Genomic DNA, 17,394 nt, shown 5'->3' on the forward strand with positions numbered 1-17,394 from the left:
CGATCTCATAAAATCAAAGGATAAAAGATGGAATCCCTTGCCGGTCTCTATAAAAATCATATCGTTACCCTACAAGAGCGTACCCGTGATGTTCTGGCCCGCTTTAAGCTGGATGCCCTGCTGATTCACTCCGGTGAACTGTTCAACGTCTTCCTTGACGATCATCCGTATCCGTTCAAGGTCAACCCGCAGTTCAAAGCCTGGGTGCCGGTTACCCAGGTCCCTAACTGCTGGCTGCTGGTGGACGGTGTCAACAAACCGAAACTGTGGTTCTACCTGCCGGTCGACTACTGGCATAACGTGGAACCGCTGCCAACTTCGTTCTGGACCGAAGAGGTGGAAGTCATTGCCCTGCCGAAAGCGGACGGTATCGGCAGCCAGCTACCCGCCGCCCGCGGCAATATCGCGTATATCGGACCGGTACCGGAACGCGCGCTGGGGTTAGAACTCGCGGCGGATAAAATCAACCCGAAAGGGGTGATTGATTATCTGCACTACTACCGCTCTTATAAAACTGACTATGAGCTGGCCTGTATGCGCGAAGCGCAGAAGTCGGCGGTTAACGGTCATCAGGCCGCTCATGAAGCGTTCCTCTCCGGGATGAGCGAGTTTGATATTAACCAGGCCTATCTGACTGCTACCGGCCATCGCGACACCGATGTACCGTACAGCAACATTGTGGCGCTGAACGAACACGCTTCCGTTCTGCATTACACTAAGCTGGATCACCGCGCGCCGGCGGAGTTGCGCAGCTTCCTGCTGGATGCGGGCGCGGAATATAACGGCTATGCGGCGGACCTGACGCGTACCTGGGCGGCGCATGGCGATAACGACTATGCTCAGCTGGTTAAAGACGTTAATGATGAACAGCTGGCGCTGATTAGCACCATGAAGGCGGGCGTGAGCTACGTGGATTATCATGTCCAGTTCCATCAGCGTATTGCCAAACTGCTGCGCAAACATCAAATAGTCAAAGAGATGAGCGAAGAAGCGATGGTGGAAAACGACCTGACCGGACCGTTTATGCCGCACGGCATTGGCCATCCTCTGGGTCTGCAGGTTCATGATGTCGCGGGCTTTATGCAGGATGATACCGGTACCCATCTGGCCGCGCCGGCAAAATATCCCTACCTGCGCTGCACGCGCGTGCTGCAGCCGCGGATGGTATTGACGATTGAACCGGGCATCTACTTTATCGAATCGCTGCTGGCGCCGTGGCGCGAAGGGCAGTTCAGCAAACACTTCAACTGGCAGAAAATTGAAGCGCTGAAACCGTTTGGCGGTATTCGTATTGAAGACAACGTCGTGATCCACGAAAACAGTATTGAAAACATGACGCGCGATCTGAAACTGGCGTAATGGAAAGCTGGTTGATACCGGCCGCGCCGGTCACCTTTGTGGAAGAGATCAAAAAGAGCCGCTTTATCACGCTGTTGGCGCATACCGACGGCGTAGCGGCGGCAAAAGCGTTTGTCGAGTCAGTTAGGGCTGATCATCTGGATGCCCGTCACCACTGCGTGGCGTGGGTCGCCGGGCCGCCAAATGACTCGCAGCAACTGGGATTTTCCGATGATGGCGAACCGGCGGGGACGGCGGGTAAGCCGATGCTGGCGCAGCTTATGGGCAGCGGCGTCGGCGAGATAACCGCTGTCGTCGTGCGCTACTACGGTGGTATTCTGCTCGGCACCGGCGGTCTGGTCAAAGCGTACGGCGGCGGCGTGCATCAGGCGCTTGCGCAGCTCGCAACACAGCGCAAGACGCCGCTGACCGCATATACTGTGCAGTGTGAATACGGGCAGTTGGCCGGGATTGAAACGCTGTTGGCTCAATTCTCAGGGAAAATTGTCGAGAGCGAATATCAAGCGTCTGTTCAGCTGCGCGTGGCGCTTCCTCAGGCTGAAGTGGCGCTTTTTTCAGCAAAACTGGCTGATTTTAGTCGCGGTTCGTTGCAATTACTGAAGATTGACGAATAATCCCCACCTGATTTTTTTGCATATCAAAGGAAGCGCCAGAGATGCATTTTCGCGCGATAACCCGAATCGTTGGACTGCTGGTCATTTTGTTTTCGGGGACAATGATCCTCCCGGGATTAATAGCCCTGATATATCGCGATGGCGCGGGGCGGGCGTTTACACAGACCTTTTTTGTCGCCCTGGCGATCGGCTCGCTGCTGTGGTGGCCTAACCGTCGTGAGAAGGGCGAACTGAAATCCCGCGAAGGATTTCTTATCGTCGTGCTGTTCTGGACGGTGCTCGGAAGCGTCGGCTCGCTGCCCTTTATCTTCTCTGAGCAGCCTAACCTGAGCATCACGGATGCCTTCTTTGAATCTTTCTCGGGTTTGACAACGACCGGGGCAACCACGCTGGTAGGGCTTGACTCATTACCTCACGCCATTCTTTTCTATCGCCAGATGCTGCAATGGTTTGGCGGGATGGGGATCATCGTGCTGGCGGTAGCGATACTGCCGATACTGGGCGTCGGGGGGATGCAGCTGTATCGGGCGGAAATGCCCGGGCCGCTGAAAGATAATAAAATGCGGCCGCGAATCGCTGAAACGGCGAAAACGCTGTGGCTTATTTATGTCTTACTGACGGTGGCCTGCGCGCTGGCGCTGTGGTTTGCCGGTATGCCGGCGTTCGACGCCATCGGGCATAGCTTCTCGACGATTGCGATTGGCGGATTCTCTACCCATGACGCCAGCGTGGGCTACTTTAATAGCCCAACGATTAACTCCATTATTGCTATTTTCTTGCTGATATCGGGCTGTAACTACGGCCTGCACTTTTCATTACTCAGCGGGCGCAGCCTGAAAGTGTACTGGCGCGATCCCGAATTCCGCATGTTTATCGGCGTGCAGCTCACGCTGGTGGTGGTATGTACTCTGGTGCTGTGGCTGCATGATGTATACAGTTCTGCACTCATGACGGTGAACCAGGCGTTCTTCCAGGTTGTTTCGATGGCGACAACGGCAGGATTCACTACCGACAGTATCGCGCGCTGGCCGCTATTCTTACCGGTCCTTCTGCTCTGCTCGGCTTTTATCGGCGGCTGCGCCGGGTCGACGGGCGGTGGTTTGAAGGTTATCCGTATTCTTCTGCTTTTCAAGCAGGGTAACCGTGAGCTTAAACGGCTGGTACACCCTAATGCGGTATACAGTATTAAACTGGGGAACCGTGCGTTGCCGGAACGTATCCTTGAAGCCGTTTGGGGATTTTTCTCCGCCTATGCGCTGGTGTTTATCATTAGTATGCTGGCGATTATCGCCACCGGCGTGGATGATTTCTCGGCCTTTGCTTCGGTCGTCGCGACGCTGAATAACCTTGGCCCGGGACTGGGCGTGGTGGCGGATAACTTTGCGACGATGAACCCTGTCGCAAAATGGATCTTGATTGCTAATATGCTGTTTGGTCGTCTGGAAGTGTTCACCTTGCTGGTGCTATTTACTCCGACTTTCTGGCGCGAATAACAGGAGTGCCTGTGAAAACTTTGATTCTATTTTCTACCCGCGACGGACAGACGCGTGAAATCGCCTCCTATCTGGCATCTGAATTAAAAGAGCAGGGGATTGATGCGGATACGATTGACCTCAACCGTACTAATGAGGTGGAGTGGCCTTTATACGATCGCGTCGTGATTGGCGCATCAATCCGCTATGGTCACTTTCATCCCGCGCTGGAGCGGTTTGTCAAAACGCATCTTCAGTCGCTGCAGGCGCTGCCGGGAGCATTTTTCTCGGTTAACCTCGTCGCGCGTAAGCCAGAAAAACGAACGCCGCAGACCAACAGCTACACGCGAAAGTTTCTGCTCAACTCGCCCTGGCAGCCGCAGCACTGCGCGGTATTTGCCGGAGCGCTTCGCTATCCACGCTATCGTTGGTACGATCGGTTTATGATTCGCCTTATTATGAAGATGACCGGCGGCGAAACGGATGTTAGTAAAGAAGTGGTGTATACCGACTGGCAGCAGGTGGGCAGATTTGCGCGGGAAATTGCGCAAATGACCAGCAAATAGCGCGTTAAATCACCCTGGTGATGGAAAGTTGAGCGAACGAAAAGTTTTTTGAAATTTCCCCTTGTCACTTCGGAATTACTCCCTATAATGCGCTCCCACTGACACGGAACAACGGCACGCAAGCCGCCGGGTCAGCGGGATTCAGCGATGAATGCCGACAGAGAAAAGCGAAATTAAACGCTTGACTCTGAATGAGGAAAACGTATTATACGGGACCTCGCAACGGTGAGCGAAAGCCGCGTTGCACTGCTCTTTAACAATTTATCAGACAATCTGTGTGGGCACTCAAAGTGACATGGATTCTTAACGTCTTCGGACGAAAAATGAATACCAAGTCTCAAAGAGTGAACACGTAATTCATTACGAAGTTTAATTCACGAGCATCAAACTTAAATTGAAGAGTTTGATCATGGCTCAGATTGAACGCTGGCGGCAGGCCTAACACATGCAAGTCGAACGGTAGCACAGAGAGCTTGCTCTCGGGTGACGAGTGGCGGACGGGTGAGTAATGTCTGGGAAACTGCCTGATGGAGGGGGATAACTACTGGAAACGGTAGCTAATACCGCATAACGTCGCAAGACCAAAGAGGGGGACCTTCGGGCCTCTTGCCATCAGATGTGCCCAGATGGGATTAGCTAGTAGGTGGGGTAACGGCTCACCTAGGCGACGATCCCTAGCTGGTCTGAGAGGATGACCAGCCACACTGGAACTGAGACACGGTCCAGACTCCTACGGGAGGCAGCAGTGGGGAATATTGCACAATGGGCGCAAGCCTGATGCAGCCATGCCGCGTGTATGAAGAAGGCCTTCGGGTTGTAAAGTACTTTCAGCGGGGAGGAAGGCGATAAGGTTAATAACCTTGTCGATTGACGTTACCCGCAGAAGAAGCACCGGCTAACTCCGTGCCAGCAGCCGCGGTAATACGGAGGGTGCAAGCGTTAATCGGAATTACTGGGCGTAAAGCGCACGCAGGCGGTCTGTCAAGTCGGATGTGAAATCCCCGGGCTCAACCTGGGAACTGCATTCGAAACTGGCAGGCTGGAGTCTTGTAGAGGGGGGTAGAATTCCAGGTGTAGCGGTGAAATGCGTAGAGATCTGGAGGAATACCGGTGGCGAAGGCGGCCCCCTGGACAAAGACTGACGCTCAGGTGCGAAAGCGTGGGGAGCAAACAGGATTAGATACCCTGGTAGTCCACGCTGTAAACGATGTCGACTTGGAGGTTGTTCCCTTGAGGAGTGGCTTCCGGAGCTAACGCGTTAAGTCGACCGCCTGGGGAGTACGGCCGCAAGGTTAAAACTCAAATGAATTGACGGGGGCCCGCACAAGCGGTGGAGCATGTGGTTTAATTCGATGCAACGCGAAGAACCTTACCTACTCTTGACATCCAGAGAACTTAGCAGAGATGCTTTGGTGCCTTCGGGAACTCTGAGACAGGTGCTGCATGGCTGTCGTCAGCTCGTGTTGTGAAATGTTGGGTTAAGTCCCGCAACGAGCGCAACCCTTATCCTTTGTTGCCAGCGGTCCGGCCGGGAACTCAAAGGAGACTGCCAGTGATAAACTGGAGGAAGGTGGGGATGACGTCAAGTCATCATGGCCCTTACGAGTAGGGCTACACACGTGCTACAATGGCATATACAAAGAGAAGCGACCTCGCGAGAGCAAGCGGACCTCATAAAGTATGTCGTAGTCCGGATTGGAGTCTGCAACTCGACTCCATGAAGTCGGAATCGCTAGTAATCGTGGATCAGAATGCCACGGTGAATACGTTCCCGGGCCTTGTACACACCGCCCGTCACACCATGGGAGTGGGTTGCAAAAGAAGTAGGTAGCTTAACCTTCGGGAGGGCGCTTACCACTTTGTGATTCATGACTGGGGTGAAGTCGTAACAAGGTAACCGTAGGGGAACCTGCGGTTGGATCACCTCCTTACCTGAAAGAACCTGCCTTTGTAGTGTCCACACAGATTGTCTGATGAAAAATAAGCAGTAAAAAATCTCTGCAGGCTTGTAGCTCAGGTGGTTAGAGCGCACCCCTGATAAGGGTGAGGTCGGTGGTTCAAGTCCACTCAGGCCTACCAAATTCATCACGGTGAATTTGAAGAGGTTTTAACTACGATGGGGCTATAGCTCAGCTGGGAGAGCGCCTGCTTTGCACGCAGGAGGTCTGCGGTTCGATCCCGCATAGCTCCACCATCTTTTACTGCACACCACAAGAAAACTTCAGAGTGTACCTGAAAAGGTTCACTGCGAAGTTTTGCTCTTTAAAAATCTGGATCAAGCTGAAAATTGAAACGACACACAGCTAATGTGTGTTCGAGTCTCTCAAATTTTCGCGACACGATGATGTTTCACGAAACATCTTCGGGTTGTGAGGTTAAGCGACTAAGCGTACACGGTGGATGCCCTGGCAGTCAGAGGCGATGAAGGACGTGCTAATCTGCGAAAAGCGTCGGTAAGGTGATATGAACCGTTATAGCCGGCGATGTCCGAATGGGGAAACCCAGTGCAATTCGTTGCACTATCGTTTGATGAATACATAGTCAAACGAGGCGAACCGGGGGAACTGAAACATCTAAGTACCCCGAGGAAAAGAAATCAACCGAGATTCCCCCAGTAGCGGCGAGCGAACGGGGAGCAGCCCGGAGTCTGAATCAGCTTGTGTGTTAGTGGAAGCGTCTGGAAAGTCGCAGGGTACAGGGTGATACTCCCGTACACTAAAACACACAGGCTGTGAACTCGAAGAGTAGGGCGGGACACGTGGTATCCTGTCTGAATATGGGGGGACCATCCTCCAAGGCTAAATACTCCTGACTGACCGATAGTGAACCAGTACCGTGAGGGAAAGGCGAAAAGAACCCCGGCGAGGGGAGTGAAAAAGAACCTGAAACCGTGTACGTACAAGCAGTAGGAGCCTCTTTATGGGGTGACTGCGTACCTTTTGTATAATGGGTCAGCGACTTATATTCTGTAGCAAGGTTAACCGTATAGGGGAGCCGCAGGGAAACCGAGTCTTAACTGGGCGTTAAGTTGCAGGGTATAGACCCGAAACCCGGTGATCTAGCCATGGGCAGGTTGAAGGTTGGGTAACACTAACTGGAGGACCGAACCGACTAATGTTGAAAAATTAGCGGATGACTTGTGGCTGGGGGTGAAAGGCCAATCAAACCGGGAGATAGCTGGTTCTCCCCGAAAGCTATTTAGGTAGCGCCTCGTGAATTCATCTTCGGGGGTAGAGCACTGTTTCGGCTAGGGGGTCATCCCGACTTACCAACCCGATGCAAACTACGAATACCGAAGAATGTTATCACGGGAGACACACGGCGGGTGCTAACGTCCGTCGTGAAGAGGGAAACAACCCAGACCGCCAGCTAAGGTCCCAAAGTCATGGTTAAGTGGGAAACGATGTGGGAAGGCCCAGACAGCCAGGATGTTGGCTTAGAAGCAGCCATCATTTAAAGAAAGCGTAATAGCTCACTGGTCGAGTCGGCCTGCGCGGAAGATGTAACGGGGCTAAACCATGCACCGAAGCTGCGGCAGCGACACTATGTGTTGTTGGGTAGGGGAGCGTTCTGTAAGCCGTTGAAGGTGGCCTGTGAGGGTTGCTGGAGGTATCAGAAGTGCGAATGCTGACATAAGTAACGATAATGCGGGTGAAAAACCCGCACGCCGGAAGACCAAGGGTTCCTGTCCAACGTTAATCGGGGCAGGGTGAGTCGACCCCTAAGGCGAGGCCGAAAGGCGTAGTCGATGGGAAACAGGTTAATATTCCTGTACTCGGTGTTACTGCGAAGGGGGGACGGAGAAGGCTATGTTGGCCGGGCGACGGTTGTCCCGGTTTAAGCATGTAGGCGGATGTTCCAGGTAAATCCGGAACGTTATTAACGCTGAGGTGTGATGACGAGGCACTACGGTGCTGAAGTGACAAATGCCCTGCTTCCAGGAAAAGCCTCTAAGCATCAGGTAACATCAAATCGTACCCCAAACCGACACAGGTGGTCAGGTAGAGAATACCAAGGCGCTTGAGAGAACTCGGGTGAAGGAACTAGGCAAAATGGTGCCGTAACTTCGGGAGAAGGCACGCTGATATGTAGGTGAAGTGGTTTACCCATGGAGCTGAAATCAGTCGAAGATACCAGCTGGCTGCAACTGTTTATTAAAAACACAGCACTGTGCAAACACGAAAGTGGACGTATACGGTGTGACGCCTGCCCGGTGCCGGAAGGTTAATTGATGGGGTTATCCGTAAGGAGAAGCTCTTGATCGAAGCCCCGGTAAACGGCGGCCGTAACTATAACGGTCCTAAGGTAGCGAAATTCCTTGTCGGGTAAGTTCCGACCTGCACGAATGGCGTAATGATGGCCAGGCTGTCTCCACCCGAGACTCAGTGAAATTGAACTCGCTGTGAAGATGCAGTGTACCCGCGGCAAGACGGAAAGACCCCGTGAACCTTTACTATAGCTTGACACTGAACACTGGTCCTTGATGTGTAGGATAGGTGGGAGGCTTTGAAGTGTGGACGCCAGTCTGCATGGAGCCATCCTTGAAATACCACCCTTTAATGGCTGGTGTTCTAACGTGGGCCCCTAATCGGGGTTGCGGACAGTGTCTGGTGGGTAGTTTGACTGGGGCGGTCTCCTCCTAAAGAGTAACGGAGGAGCACGAAGGTCAGCTAATCCTGGTCGGACATCAGGAGGTTAGTGCAATGGCATAAGCTGGCTTGACTGCGAGCGTGACGGCGCGAGCAGGTGCGAAAGCAGGTCATAGTGATCCGGTGGTTCTGAATGGAAGGGCCATCGCTCAACGGATAAAAGGTACTCCGGGGATAACAGGCTGATACCGCCCAAGAGTTCATATCGACGGCGGTGTTTGGCACCTCGATGTCGGCTCATCACATCCTGGGGCTGAAGTAGGTCCCAAGGGTATGGCTGTTCGCCATTTAAAGTGGTACGCGAGCTGGGTTTAGAACGTCGTGAGACAGTTCGGTCCCTATCTGCCGTGGGCGCTGGAGAATTGAGGGGGGCTGCTCCTAGTACGAGAGGACCGGAGTGGACGCATCACTGGTGTTCGGGTTGTCATGCCAATGGCATTGCCCGGTAGCTAAATGCGGAAGAGATAAGTGCTGAAAGCATCTAAGCACGAAACTTGCCCCGAGATGAGTTCTCCCTGACCCTTTAAGGGTCCTGAAGGAACGTTGAAGACGACGACGTTGATAGGCCGGGTGTGTAAGCGCAGCGATGCGTTGAGCTAACCGGTACTAATGAACCGTGAGGCTTAACCTTACAACGCCGAAGATGTTTTGGCGGATTTGAGAGAAAGATTTTCAGCCTGATACAGATTAAACAGAATTTGCCTGGCGGCACTAGCGCGGTGGTCCCACCTGACCCCATGCCGAACTCAGAAGTGAAACGCCGTAGCGCCGATGGTAGTGTGGGGTCTCCCCATGTGAGAGTAGGGAACTGCCAGGCATCAATTAAGTGAAGAGCCCATCCTGACGGATGGGCTTTTTGCGTTTTTGTGGTCTGCGAATGACTGGACTTTGGTAACGTCATGGTTCCTGGTCCCCCTGACATTCAGGCAAGCCTTCCCTCGCTATATACGGTAAACTAATGCAGATTTTGCATCTGGAAGCCATTATGAGCCACTCACTTAAGCCCTGGAATACCTTCGGTATTGACCGTTCTGCCAAAACGATTGTTCGCGCCGAAACTGAAAAACAGCTACTGGATGCCTGGCAAAATGCCGCTGCACAGCGCCAGCCAATCCTGATCCTTGGTGAAGGAAGCAATGTTCTGTTCCTGAAGGATTATGCCGGTACGGTGATTATTAACCGTATTATGGGAATCGAAGTGAGTGAAACACCAGACGCGTGGCATTTGCATGTTGGCGCAGGAGAGAACTGGCATCAGCTAGTGCAGTTTGCGTTGAATAACGGCATGCCTGGCCTGGAAAATCTTGCCCTGATTCCTGGCTGCACCGGCTCCTCGCCGATTCAAAATATTGGTGCTTACGGCGTTGAATTACAAAAGGTTTGCCAGTACGTCGATTGCGTTGAGTTAGCGACTGGTGAGAAACTGCGCCTTTTCGCCGCGGAATGTCGTTTTGGCTACCGGGACAGTATTTTTAAGCATGAATATCAAGATCGCTACGCGATTGTGGCCGTTGGTTTGATGTTACCAAAAGAGTGGCAACCCGTTTTGACCTACGGCGATTTAACCCGGCTTGATCCGCAAACCGTTACCCCTCGGCAGGTGTTTGATGCCGTATGTCATATGCGCATGACCAAACTTCCCGATCCCAAAGTGAATGGAAATGCGGGGAGCTTCTTTAAGAATCCGGTCGTTAGCGCAGACAAGGCTCAAGCACTGCTGGCTGCCTATCCGAACATCCCCCACTATCCTCAGCCTGATGGCAGCATGAAGCTAGCCGCCGGCTGGCTTATCGATCAATGCCAGCTTAAAGGCAAAGTCATGGGCGGCGCAGCGGTACATAGCCAGCAGGCATTGGTATTAATCAATCATAATCAGGCAACCAGTGAAGATGTGGTTGAATTGGCTCACTACGTACGTCAACAGGTTGGTGAGAAGTTTGATATTTGGCTACAGCCGGAGGTGCGCTTTATTGGCGAAACGGGTGAAGTCAATGCCGAGGAGACTATTGCATGAAAGACTACACCGTTCCTTTGACGCTAATATCGATACTGGCTGATGCTGAATTTCACTCAGGTGAACAGCTTGGCGAGCGTTTAGGAATGAGCCGGGCAGCGATCAACAAGCATATTCAAACGTTGCGTGATTGGGGAGTCGACGTGTTCACCGTTCCGGGCAAAGGCTACAGTCTCCCTGAGCCTATCCAGCTACTGGACGAAGAGCAGATCGCCAGGCAGATTGAGCATGGTCGGGTAACCGTACTACCGGTGATAGATTCCACGAACCAGTATCTTCTGGACCGGCTCAGCGAACTGCAATCTGGTGATGCCTGCGTGGCTGAGTATCAGCAGGCTGGCCGCGGCCGCCGCGGGCGCAAGTGGTTCTCGCCGTTTGGGTCTAATCTTTACCTTTCAATGTACTGGCGACTGGAGCAGGGGCCTGCTGCGGCTATAGGTTTGAGTCTGGTCATCGGGATCGTCATTGCCGAGGTGCTGCAGAGCCTGGGGGCGGATAAAGTACGGGTGAAATGGCCGAACGACCTCTATTTGCAGGACCGCAAACTGTCCGGGATCCTGGTGGAACTGACGGGGAAAACCGGCGATGCGGCACAGATAGTCAGCGGCGCGGGGATTAATCTCATGATGCGCCGCGTGGAGTCTGATGTTGTCAATCAGGGCTGGATCAGCCTGCAGGAGGCCGGGATCTCTATCGATCGTAATCAGTTAGCCGCTTGTCTGATTAAAGAGCTGCGGGCAGGTTTTAAACTTTTTGAGAATGAGGGCCTGGCGCCCTATCTGGGCCGCTGGGAAAAGCTCGATAACTTTATTAACCGTCCGGTTAAACTTATTATTGGCGATAAAGAGATCTTTGGCATTTCTCGAGGTATTGATGCTCAAGGCGCATTATTACTGGAACAAGAAGGGGTGATAAAACCTTGGATTGGCGGTGAGATCTCATTGCGAGGCGCTGAATGAAAAAGGGGAGCCAGCGCTCCCCTTTTTATTTCCTTAACCGCACCTGATTGACTGAGTGGTTTGCGCTTTTTGTCATGATAAGGCTGGCTCGCTCACGCGTTGGTAAAATATTCTCTTTTAAATTCAAAAGATTAATCTCATTCCATAGCGATGTGGCAATATTAATAGCTTCGTCTTTAGACAACTGAGCATAGTTATGGAAATAAGAGTCCGGGTCGGTAAACGCCCCTTCGCGGAATTTCAGAAAACGATTGATATACCAGGTTTTGAGCAACTCTTCTGGCGCATCCACATAAATTGAAAAATCAACGAAGTCGGAAACAAATACATGATGCGGATCGTGAGGGTAATCCATTCCACTCTGCAAAACATTTAATCCCTCAAGAATTAATATATCAGGCTGAGTGACCGTCTTATCCCCATCCGGAATCACGTCATAAATGAGATGTGAATAGACCGGGGCCGTAGCGTCAGGTACACCGGATTTCAGGTCGGAGACGAATTTAACCAGGCGATGCATATCGTAAGACTGCGGGAAGCCTTTCTTCTTCATCAGTCCACGTTCTTTCAATACTGCGTTAGGGTGCAGAAAACCATCTGTCGTAATCAATTCTACATGTCGATGCTCAGGCCAGCGGCTAAGTAACGCCTGTAGTACGCGCGCGGTGGTGCTCTTCCCGACCGCCACGCTACCCGCAATGCTGATGATATAAGGAATACGCTGGCCGTTGGTGCCAAGGAATTGTTCCAGTACAGCCTGCCGGCGCAAATTAGAGCTGATATAGAAATTGAGTAAACGCGACAGCGGCAAATAAATCTCTGCAACTTCTTCCAGGGAAAGATCTTCGTTGATGCCTTTTAACCGCGTGATTTCTTCTTCTGTTAGCGTCATCGGAACGGAATCACGCAGTGCAGCCCATTGGTCGCGGTTAAATTGTAGATACGGTGTCATTAACGTTTGCTCTTTTAGGCTCATAAGCATGCTCTTGCAACCGCCGAATTACATGAAGGCGGGGTGCTTCACACTAGTTAATCAGGACAATGGGCAGGAGGGTAACACCAGATTGCGCGGAATAATAAGAAAAAAACTCATTGAATGATGCTTTCTAAAGGTAGCATCACAGAGATGAATGGTTTGGTAAGGGGATATAAAGTCCTCGGTAGAAGCCAGTGAGTTTTCATTGCATCTTATGGAGAGGCTGTGAGGAATCGATGCCGCTTTCGCGGTTTGGATATGCCTTTTGCCCTCCTCGTTAACCGTATTTGTGAAGAAGGTTGGCGTATTTTTGTCCGGCCCTGTTTGAAATTACACCATTTTTTCTCGTTTGAGCACAAAATGTGAGCAATAGAACATTTTCTGCAATTTTTTAGTTGCATGAACTCGCAGGTCTCCCTAGAATGCGCGCTACTTGATGCCGACTTAGCTCAGTAGGTAGAGCAACTGACTTGTAATCAGTAGGTCACCAGTTCGATTCCGGTAGTCGGCACCATCAAGTGCCTGGTGGGGTTCCCGAGCGGCCAAAGGGAGCAGACTGTAAATCTGCCGTCATCGACTTCGAAGGTTCGAATCCTTCCCCCACCACCATCTTTCGGCAACGCTTTGCGGAGCCAGAGTTGATTGGTTAAACTGGTCAGCTCAAACAGAAAAAGAGACGCTTCTCTTTTTTTTGTTATAGAAAGAACTGGGTAGCCGAGTTTCAGGATGCGGGCATCGTATAATGGCTATTACCTCAGCCTTCCAAGCTGATGATGCGGGTTCGATTCCCGCTGCCCGCTCCAAACGTGCTGATATGGCTCAGTTGGTAGAGCGCACCCTTGGTAAGGGTGAGGTCCCCAGTTCGACTCTGGGTATCAGCACCACTTCTTTATCTCTCCTCCCCTGTTTCTCTCTAGTTTATTGCATTCAACAAGTCGGGCATGTTGCCCGGTTGATGTGGTGATATCACCGATTTATCCGTGTCTTAGAGGGACAATCGATGTCTAAAGAAAAGTTTGAACGTACAAAACCGCACGTTAACGTCGGTACTATCGGCCACGTTGACCATGGTAAAACAACGCTGACCGCTGCAATCACTACCGTTCTGGCTAAAACCTACGGTGGTTCTGCTCGCGCATTCGATCAGATCGATAACGCGCCGGAAGAAAAAGCTCGTGGTATCACCATCAACACGTCTCACGTTGAATATGACACCCCGACTCGCCACTACGCGCACGTAGACTGCCCGGGCCACGCCGACTATGTTAAAAACATGATCACCGGTGCTGCGCAGATGGACGGCGCGATCCTGGTTGTTGCTGCGACTGACGGCCCGATGCCGCAGACTCGTGAGCACATCCTGCTGGGTCGTCAGGTAGGCGTTCCGTACATCATCGTGTTCCTGAACAAATGCGACATGGTTGATGACGAAGAGCTGCTTGAACTGGTTGAAATGGAAGTTCGTGAACTTCTGTCCCAGTACGATTTCCCGGGCGACGACACCCCGATCGTTCGTGGTTCCGCTCTGAAAGCGCTGGAAGGCGACGCAGACTGGGAAGCGAAAATCATCGAACTGGCTGGCTACCTGGATTCTTACATCCCGGAACCAGAGCGTGCGATTGACAAGCCGTTCCTGCTGCCGATCGAAGACGTATTCTCCATCTCCGGTCGTGGTACCGTTGTTACCGGTCGTGTCGAGCGCGGTATCATCAAAGTTGGCGAAGAAGTTGAAATCGTTGGTATCAAAGAGACTGCGAAGTCTACCTGTACTGGCGTTGAAATGTTCCGCAAACTGCTGGACGAAGGCCGTGCTGGTGAGAACGTTGGTGTTCTGCTGCGTGGTATCAAACGTGAAGAAATCGAACGTGGTCAGGTACTGGCTAAGCCGGGTTCCATCAAGCCGCACACCAAGTTCGAATCTGAAGTGTACATTCTGTCCAAAGACGAAGGCGGCCGTCATACTCCGTTCTTCAAAGGCTACCGTCCGCAGTTCTACTTCCGTACAACTGACGTGACTGGCACCATCGAACTGCCGGAAGGCGTAGAGATGGTCATGCCGGGCGACAACATCAAAATGGTTGTTACCCTGATCCACCCGATCGCGATGGACGACGGTCTGCGTTTCGCAATCCGTGAAGGTGGCCGTACCGTTGGCGCGGGCGTGGTTGCTAAAGTTCTCGGCTAATTGCTGATAACATTTGACGCAATGCGCAATAAAAGGGCATCATTTGATGCCCTTTTTGCACGCTTTCACACCAGAACCTGGCTCATCAGTGATTTTTTGGATCATAATCATTGCTGAGACAGGCTCTGAAGAGGGCGTTAAGTCCGAAACGCAGCAGAGCATTTCGGTTTGGTCGCCTCGCATCTCATGCGGGGTGAAGTTATTTGTCTGAATTCTTGTGACAGGTTGGTTTATGAGTGCGAATACCGAAGCTCAAGGGAGCGGGCGCGGCCTCGAAGCGATGAAGTGGACAATCGTAGTCGTGCTGCTGGTCGTGGCCATCGTCGGCAACTTCCTTTATCGTGACATTATGCTGGCAGTGCGTGCGCTGGCTGTAGTGATTCTGATCGCTGCAGCGGGCGGTGTCGCGCTGTTAACGACAAAAGGTAAGGCGACAGTCGCCTTCGCTCGTGAAGCGAGAACCGAAGTCCGCAAGGTGATCTGGCCGACTCGCCAGGAAACGTTGCATACCACGCTGATTGTTGCCGCAGTGACAGCCGTAATGTCACTGATCCTGTGGGGACTGGATGGTATTCTGGTTCGCCTGGTATCCTTTATCACTGGCCTGAGGTTCTGAGATGTCTGAAGCTCCTAAAAAACGCTGGTACGTCGTTCAGGCGTTTTCCGGTTTTGAAGGTCGCGTAGCTACCTCGTTGCGTGAACATATCAAATTACACAATATGGAAGAGCTGTTTGGCGAAGTCATGGTGCCGACCGAAGAAGTGGTCGAAATCCGCGGCGGCCAGCGTCGTAAAAGCGAACGCAAATTCTTCCCGGGCTACGTGCTGGTCCAGATGGTGATGAACGACGCGAGCTGGCACCTGGTGCGCAGCGTACCGCGCGTGATGGGTTTCATCGGCGGTACGTCTGACCGTCCGGCACCGATCAGTGACAAAGAAGTCGACGCGATCATGAACCGCCTGCAGCAGGTTGGCGATAAGCCGCGGCCGAAAACGCTGTTTGAGCCGGGTGAAATGGTTCGCGTTAGCGACGGTCCATTTGCCGACTTTAACGGTGTGGTTGAAGAAGTGGACTACGAGAAGTCTCGTCTGAAAGTGTCCGTTTCTATCTTCGGTCGTGCGACGCCGGTTGAACTGGACTTCGCTCAGGTAGAAAAAGCCTAACAGCCGATCAAAAAAGCAACGTTTTAATCGTTGCATGAGGCGCGGAATTGACATACAATTTCGCGCCTTTTGTTTTTATGGGTCTGATTCCCATAAAGCGATATTTATCACGGGGAGCCTTTTCAGGCGCTACACCCAAACGAGGAAATTTACATGGCTAAGAAAGTACAAGCCTATGTCAAGCTGCAGGTTGCAGCTGGTATGGCAAACCCGAGTCCGCCGGTTGGTCCAGCACTGGGTCAGCAGGGTGTGAACATCATGGAATTCTGCAAAGCGTTCAACGCAAAAACTGAATCCCTGGAAAAAGGTCTGCCGATCCCGGTTGTTATTACCGTTTACGCTGACCGTTCTTTCACCTTCGTTACCAAAACTCCGCCGGCAGCAGTTCTGCTGAAAAAAGCGGCTGGTATCAAGTCTGGTTCCGGTAAACCGAACAAAGACAAAGTAGGTAAAATTTCCCGCGCTCAGCTGCAGGAAATCGCGCAGACCAAAGCTGCCGACATGACTGGTTCCGACATTGAAGCGATGACTCGCTCCATTGAAGGTACTGCACGTTCCATGGGCCTGGTAGTGGAGGATTAAGAAATGGCTAAACTGACCAAGCGCATGTCCGTGATTCGTGACAAAGTTGATGCGACCAAACAGTACGACATCAACGAAGCCATCTCTCTGCTGAAAGAACTGGCTACTGCTAAGTTCGTTGAAAGCGTTGATGTTGCCGTTAACCTCGGCATCGACGCTCGTAAATCTGACCAGAACGTTCGTGGCGCGACCGTACTGCCGCACGGTACTGGCCGTTCAGTTCGCGTAGCCGTATTTGCCCAGGGCCCTAACGCTGAAGCAGCTAAAGCTGCTGGCGCAGAGCTGGTAGGTATGGAAGATCTGGCTGACCAGATCAAAAAAGGCGAAATGAACTTTGACGTTGTCATTGCTTCCCCGGATGCAATGCGCGTTGTTGGCCAGCTGGGCCAGGTTCTGGGTCCGCGCGGCCTGATGCCAAACCCGAAAGTGGGTACCGTAACGCCGAACGTTGCTGAAGCGGTTAAGAACGCTAAAGCAGGTCAGGTTCGTTACCGTAACGACAAAAACGGCATCATCCACACCACCATCGGTAAAGTGGATTTTGACGCTGATAAACTGAAAGAAAACCTGGAAGCTCTGCTGGTTGCGCTGAAAAAAGCGAAACCGACTCAGGCTAAAGGCGTGTACATCAAGAAAATCAGCATCTCCACCACCATGGGTGCTGGCGTTGCCGTTGATCAGGCTGGTCTGAGCGCTTCTGCGAACTAAGATTAGCTTTACGTGGGCGGTGAATTTGTCTACAATCTTACCCCCCACGTTTGTTAACGAAAGTTAGCAGATAAAAAGATTTGTTCGTTGGAGCCTGGCCTATCCAGGCCTCCGTCGAAGACCGCAGGTGTTTCGCAAGAGACTTAA

12 protein-coding genes, 6 tRNA genes and 3 rRNA genes are annotated in these 17,394 nt (G+C 52.2%); 20 read left to right on the top strand and 1 reads right to left on the bottom strand.

The window, feature by feature from the left end:
* Positions 1-27: 27 nt before the first annotated feature.
* From pepQ to birA, 11 genes are all read left to right on the top strand, one after another.
* Complete coding sequence (pepQ, locus tag BWI76_RS01375; protein ID WP_004870469.1) at positions 28-1,359, top strand: Xaa-Pro dipeptidase; 1,332 nt, start codon at positions 28-30, stop codon at positions 1,357-1,359.
* On the top strand, positions 1,359-1,973 hold the full coding sequence (locus BWI76_RS01380; protein ID WP_004870471.1) for an IMPACT family protein: 615 nt from the start codon (positions 1,359-1,361) through the stop codon (positions 1,971-1,973). The genes pepQ and BWI76_RS01380 overlap by 1 nt, the downstream gene beginning before the upstream one ends.
* A gap of 41 nt (positions 1,974-2,014) precedes the next feature.
* Positions 2,015-3,466 (top strand): Trk system potassium transporter TrkH, encoded by a 1,452-nt coding sequence (trkH, locus tag BWI76_RS01385; RefSeq protein ID WP_004097624.1) that lies wholly within the window; start codon positions 2,015-2,017, stop codon positions 3,464-3,466.
* An 11-nt stretch (positions 3,467-3,477) separates the two neighbouring features.
* Positions 3,478-4,011, top strand: coding sequence for a menaquinone-dependent protoporphyrinogen IX dehydrogenase (hemG, locus tag BWI76_RS01390; RefSeq protein WP_004870475.1), 534 nt, complete (start codon positions 3,478-3,480; stop codon positions 4,009-4,011).
* Between the two features lie 391 nt (positions 4,012-4,402).
* Positions 4,403-5,942, top strand: a 16S ribosomal RNA gene (locus tag BWI76_RS01395).
* 71 nt (positions 5,943-6,013) lie between these two features.
* Positions 6,014-6,090 (top strand) — tRNA-Ile (locus tag BWI76_RS01400).
* A gap of 39 nt (positions 6,091-6,129) precedes the next feature.
* Positions 6,130-6,205 (top strand) — tRNA-Ala (locus tag BWI76_RS01405).
* Positions 6,206-6,384: 179 nt separating this feature from the next.
* Positions 6,385-9,291, top strand: a 23S ribosomal RNA gene (locus tag BWI76_RS01410).
* A 70-nt stretch (positions 9,292-9,361) separates the two neighbouring features.
* Positions 9,362-9,477: ribosomal RNA gene (rrf, locus tag BWI76_RS01415) — 5S ribosomal RNA — on the top strand.
* The 16S, 23S and 5S rRNA genes sit together here with 2 tRNA genes alongside, the layout of an rRNA operon.
* Before the next feature lie 168 nt (positions 9,478-9,645).
* Positions 9,646-10,674 carry a UDP-N-acetylmuramate dehydrogenase gene (gene murB, locus BWI76_RS01420; RefSeq protein ID WP_004870477.1) on the top strand — a complete coding sequence of 343 codons (1,029 nt, stop codon included), beginning with the start codon at positions 9,646-9,648 and terminating at the stop codon, positions 10,672-10,674.
* Positions 10,671-11,633: a bifunctional biotin--[acetyl-CoA-carboxylase] ligase/biotin operon repressor BirA gene (gene birA, locus BWI76_RS01425; protein WP_004127571.1), complete on the top strand. Its 963-nt coding sequence runs from the start codon at positions 10,671-10,673 to the stop codon at positions 11,631-11,633. Before murB ends, birA begins: the two co-directional genes overlap by 4 nt.
* A gap of 25 nt (positions 11,634-11,658) precedes the next feature.
* Here the strand turns inward: birA and coaA are convergent, their stop codons facing one another.
* Positions 11,659-12,609: a type I pantothenate kinase gene (coaA, locus tag BWI76_RS01430; protein ID WP_004127574.1), complete on the bottom strand. Its 951-nt coding sequence runs from the start codon at positions 12,607-12,609 to the stop codon at positions 11,659-11,661.
* Positions 12,610-13,047: 438 nt separating this feature from the next.
* On the opposite strand from coaA, the gene BWI76_RS01435 reads away from it, so the two are divergent.
* From BWI76_RS01435 to rplA, 9 genes are all read left to right on the top strand, one after another.
* Positions 13,048-13,123, top strand: a tRNA-Thr gene (locus tag BWI76_RS01435).
* 10 nt (positions 13,124-13,133) lie between these two features.
* A tRNA-Tyr gene (locus BWI76_RS01440) sits at positions 13,134-13,218 on the top strand.
* Positions 13,219-13,337: 119 nt separating this feature from the next.
* A tRNA-Gly gene (locus BWI76_RS01445) sits at positions 13,338-13,412 on the top strand.
* 5 nt (positions 13,413-13,417) lie between these two features.
* Positions 13,418-13,493, top strand: a tRNA-Thr gene (locus tag BWI76_RS01450).
* Between the two features lie 116 nt (positions 13,494-13,609).
* Positions 13,610-14,794, top strand: a complete 1,185-nt coding sequence (gene tuf, locus BWI76_RS01455; RefSeq protein WP_004097636.1) for an elongation factor Tu — start codon at positions 13,610-13,612, stop codon at positions 14,792-14,794.
* A 232-nt stretch (positions 14,795-15,026) separates the two neighbouring features.
* On the top strand, positions 15,027-15,410 hold the full coding sequence (secE, locus tag BWI76_RS01465) for a preprotein translocase subunit SecE (protein ID WP_004097638.1): 384 nt from the start codon (positions 15,027-15,029) through the stop codon (positions 15,408-15,410).
* 1 nt (position 15,411) lies between these two features.
* Complete coding sequence (nusG, locus tag BWI76_RS01470; RefSeq protein ID WP_002438628.1) at positions 15,412-15,957, top strand: transcription termination/antitermination protein NusG; 546 nt, start codon at positions 15,412-15,414, stop codon at positions 15,955-15,957.
* 153 nt (positions 15,958-16,110) lie between these two features.
* The gene (gene rplK / locus BWI76_RS01475; RefSeq protein WP_004097640.1) at positions 16,111-16,539 is read left to right on the top strand and encodes a 50S ribosomal protein L11; all 429 of its coding nucleotides are present in this window, start codon (positions 16,111-16,113) and stop codon (positions 16,537-16,539) included.
* 3 nt (positions 16,540-16,542) lie between these two features.
* Positions 16,543-17,247, top strand: coding sequence for a 50S ribosomal protein L1 (gene rplA, locus BWI76_RS01480; RefSeq protein ID WP_004097642.1), 705 nt, complete (start codon positions 16,543-16,545; stop codon positions 17,245-17,247).
* Positions 17,248-17,394: the final 147 nt, after the last annotated feature.

Source organism: Klebsiella sp. M5al (assembly GCF_002090195.1).
In the GTDB taxonomy this organism is placed as follows: Bacteria; Pseudomonadota; Gammaproteobacteria; order Enterobacterales; family Enterobacteriaceae; genus Klebsiella; species Klebsiella grimontii.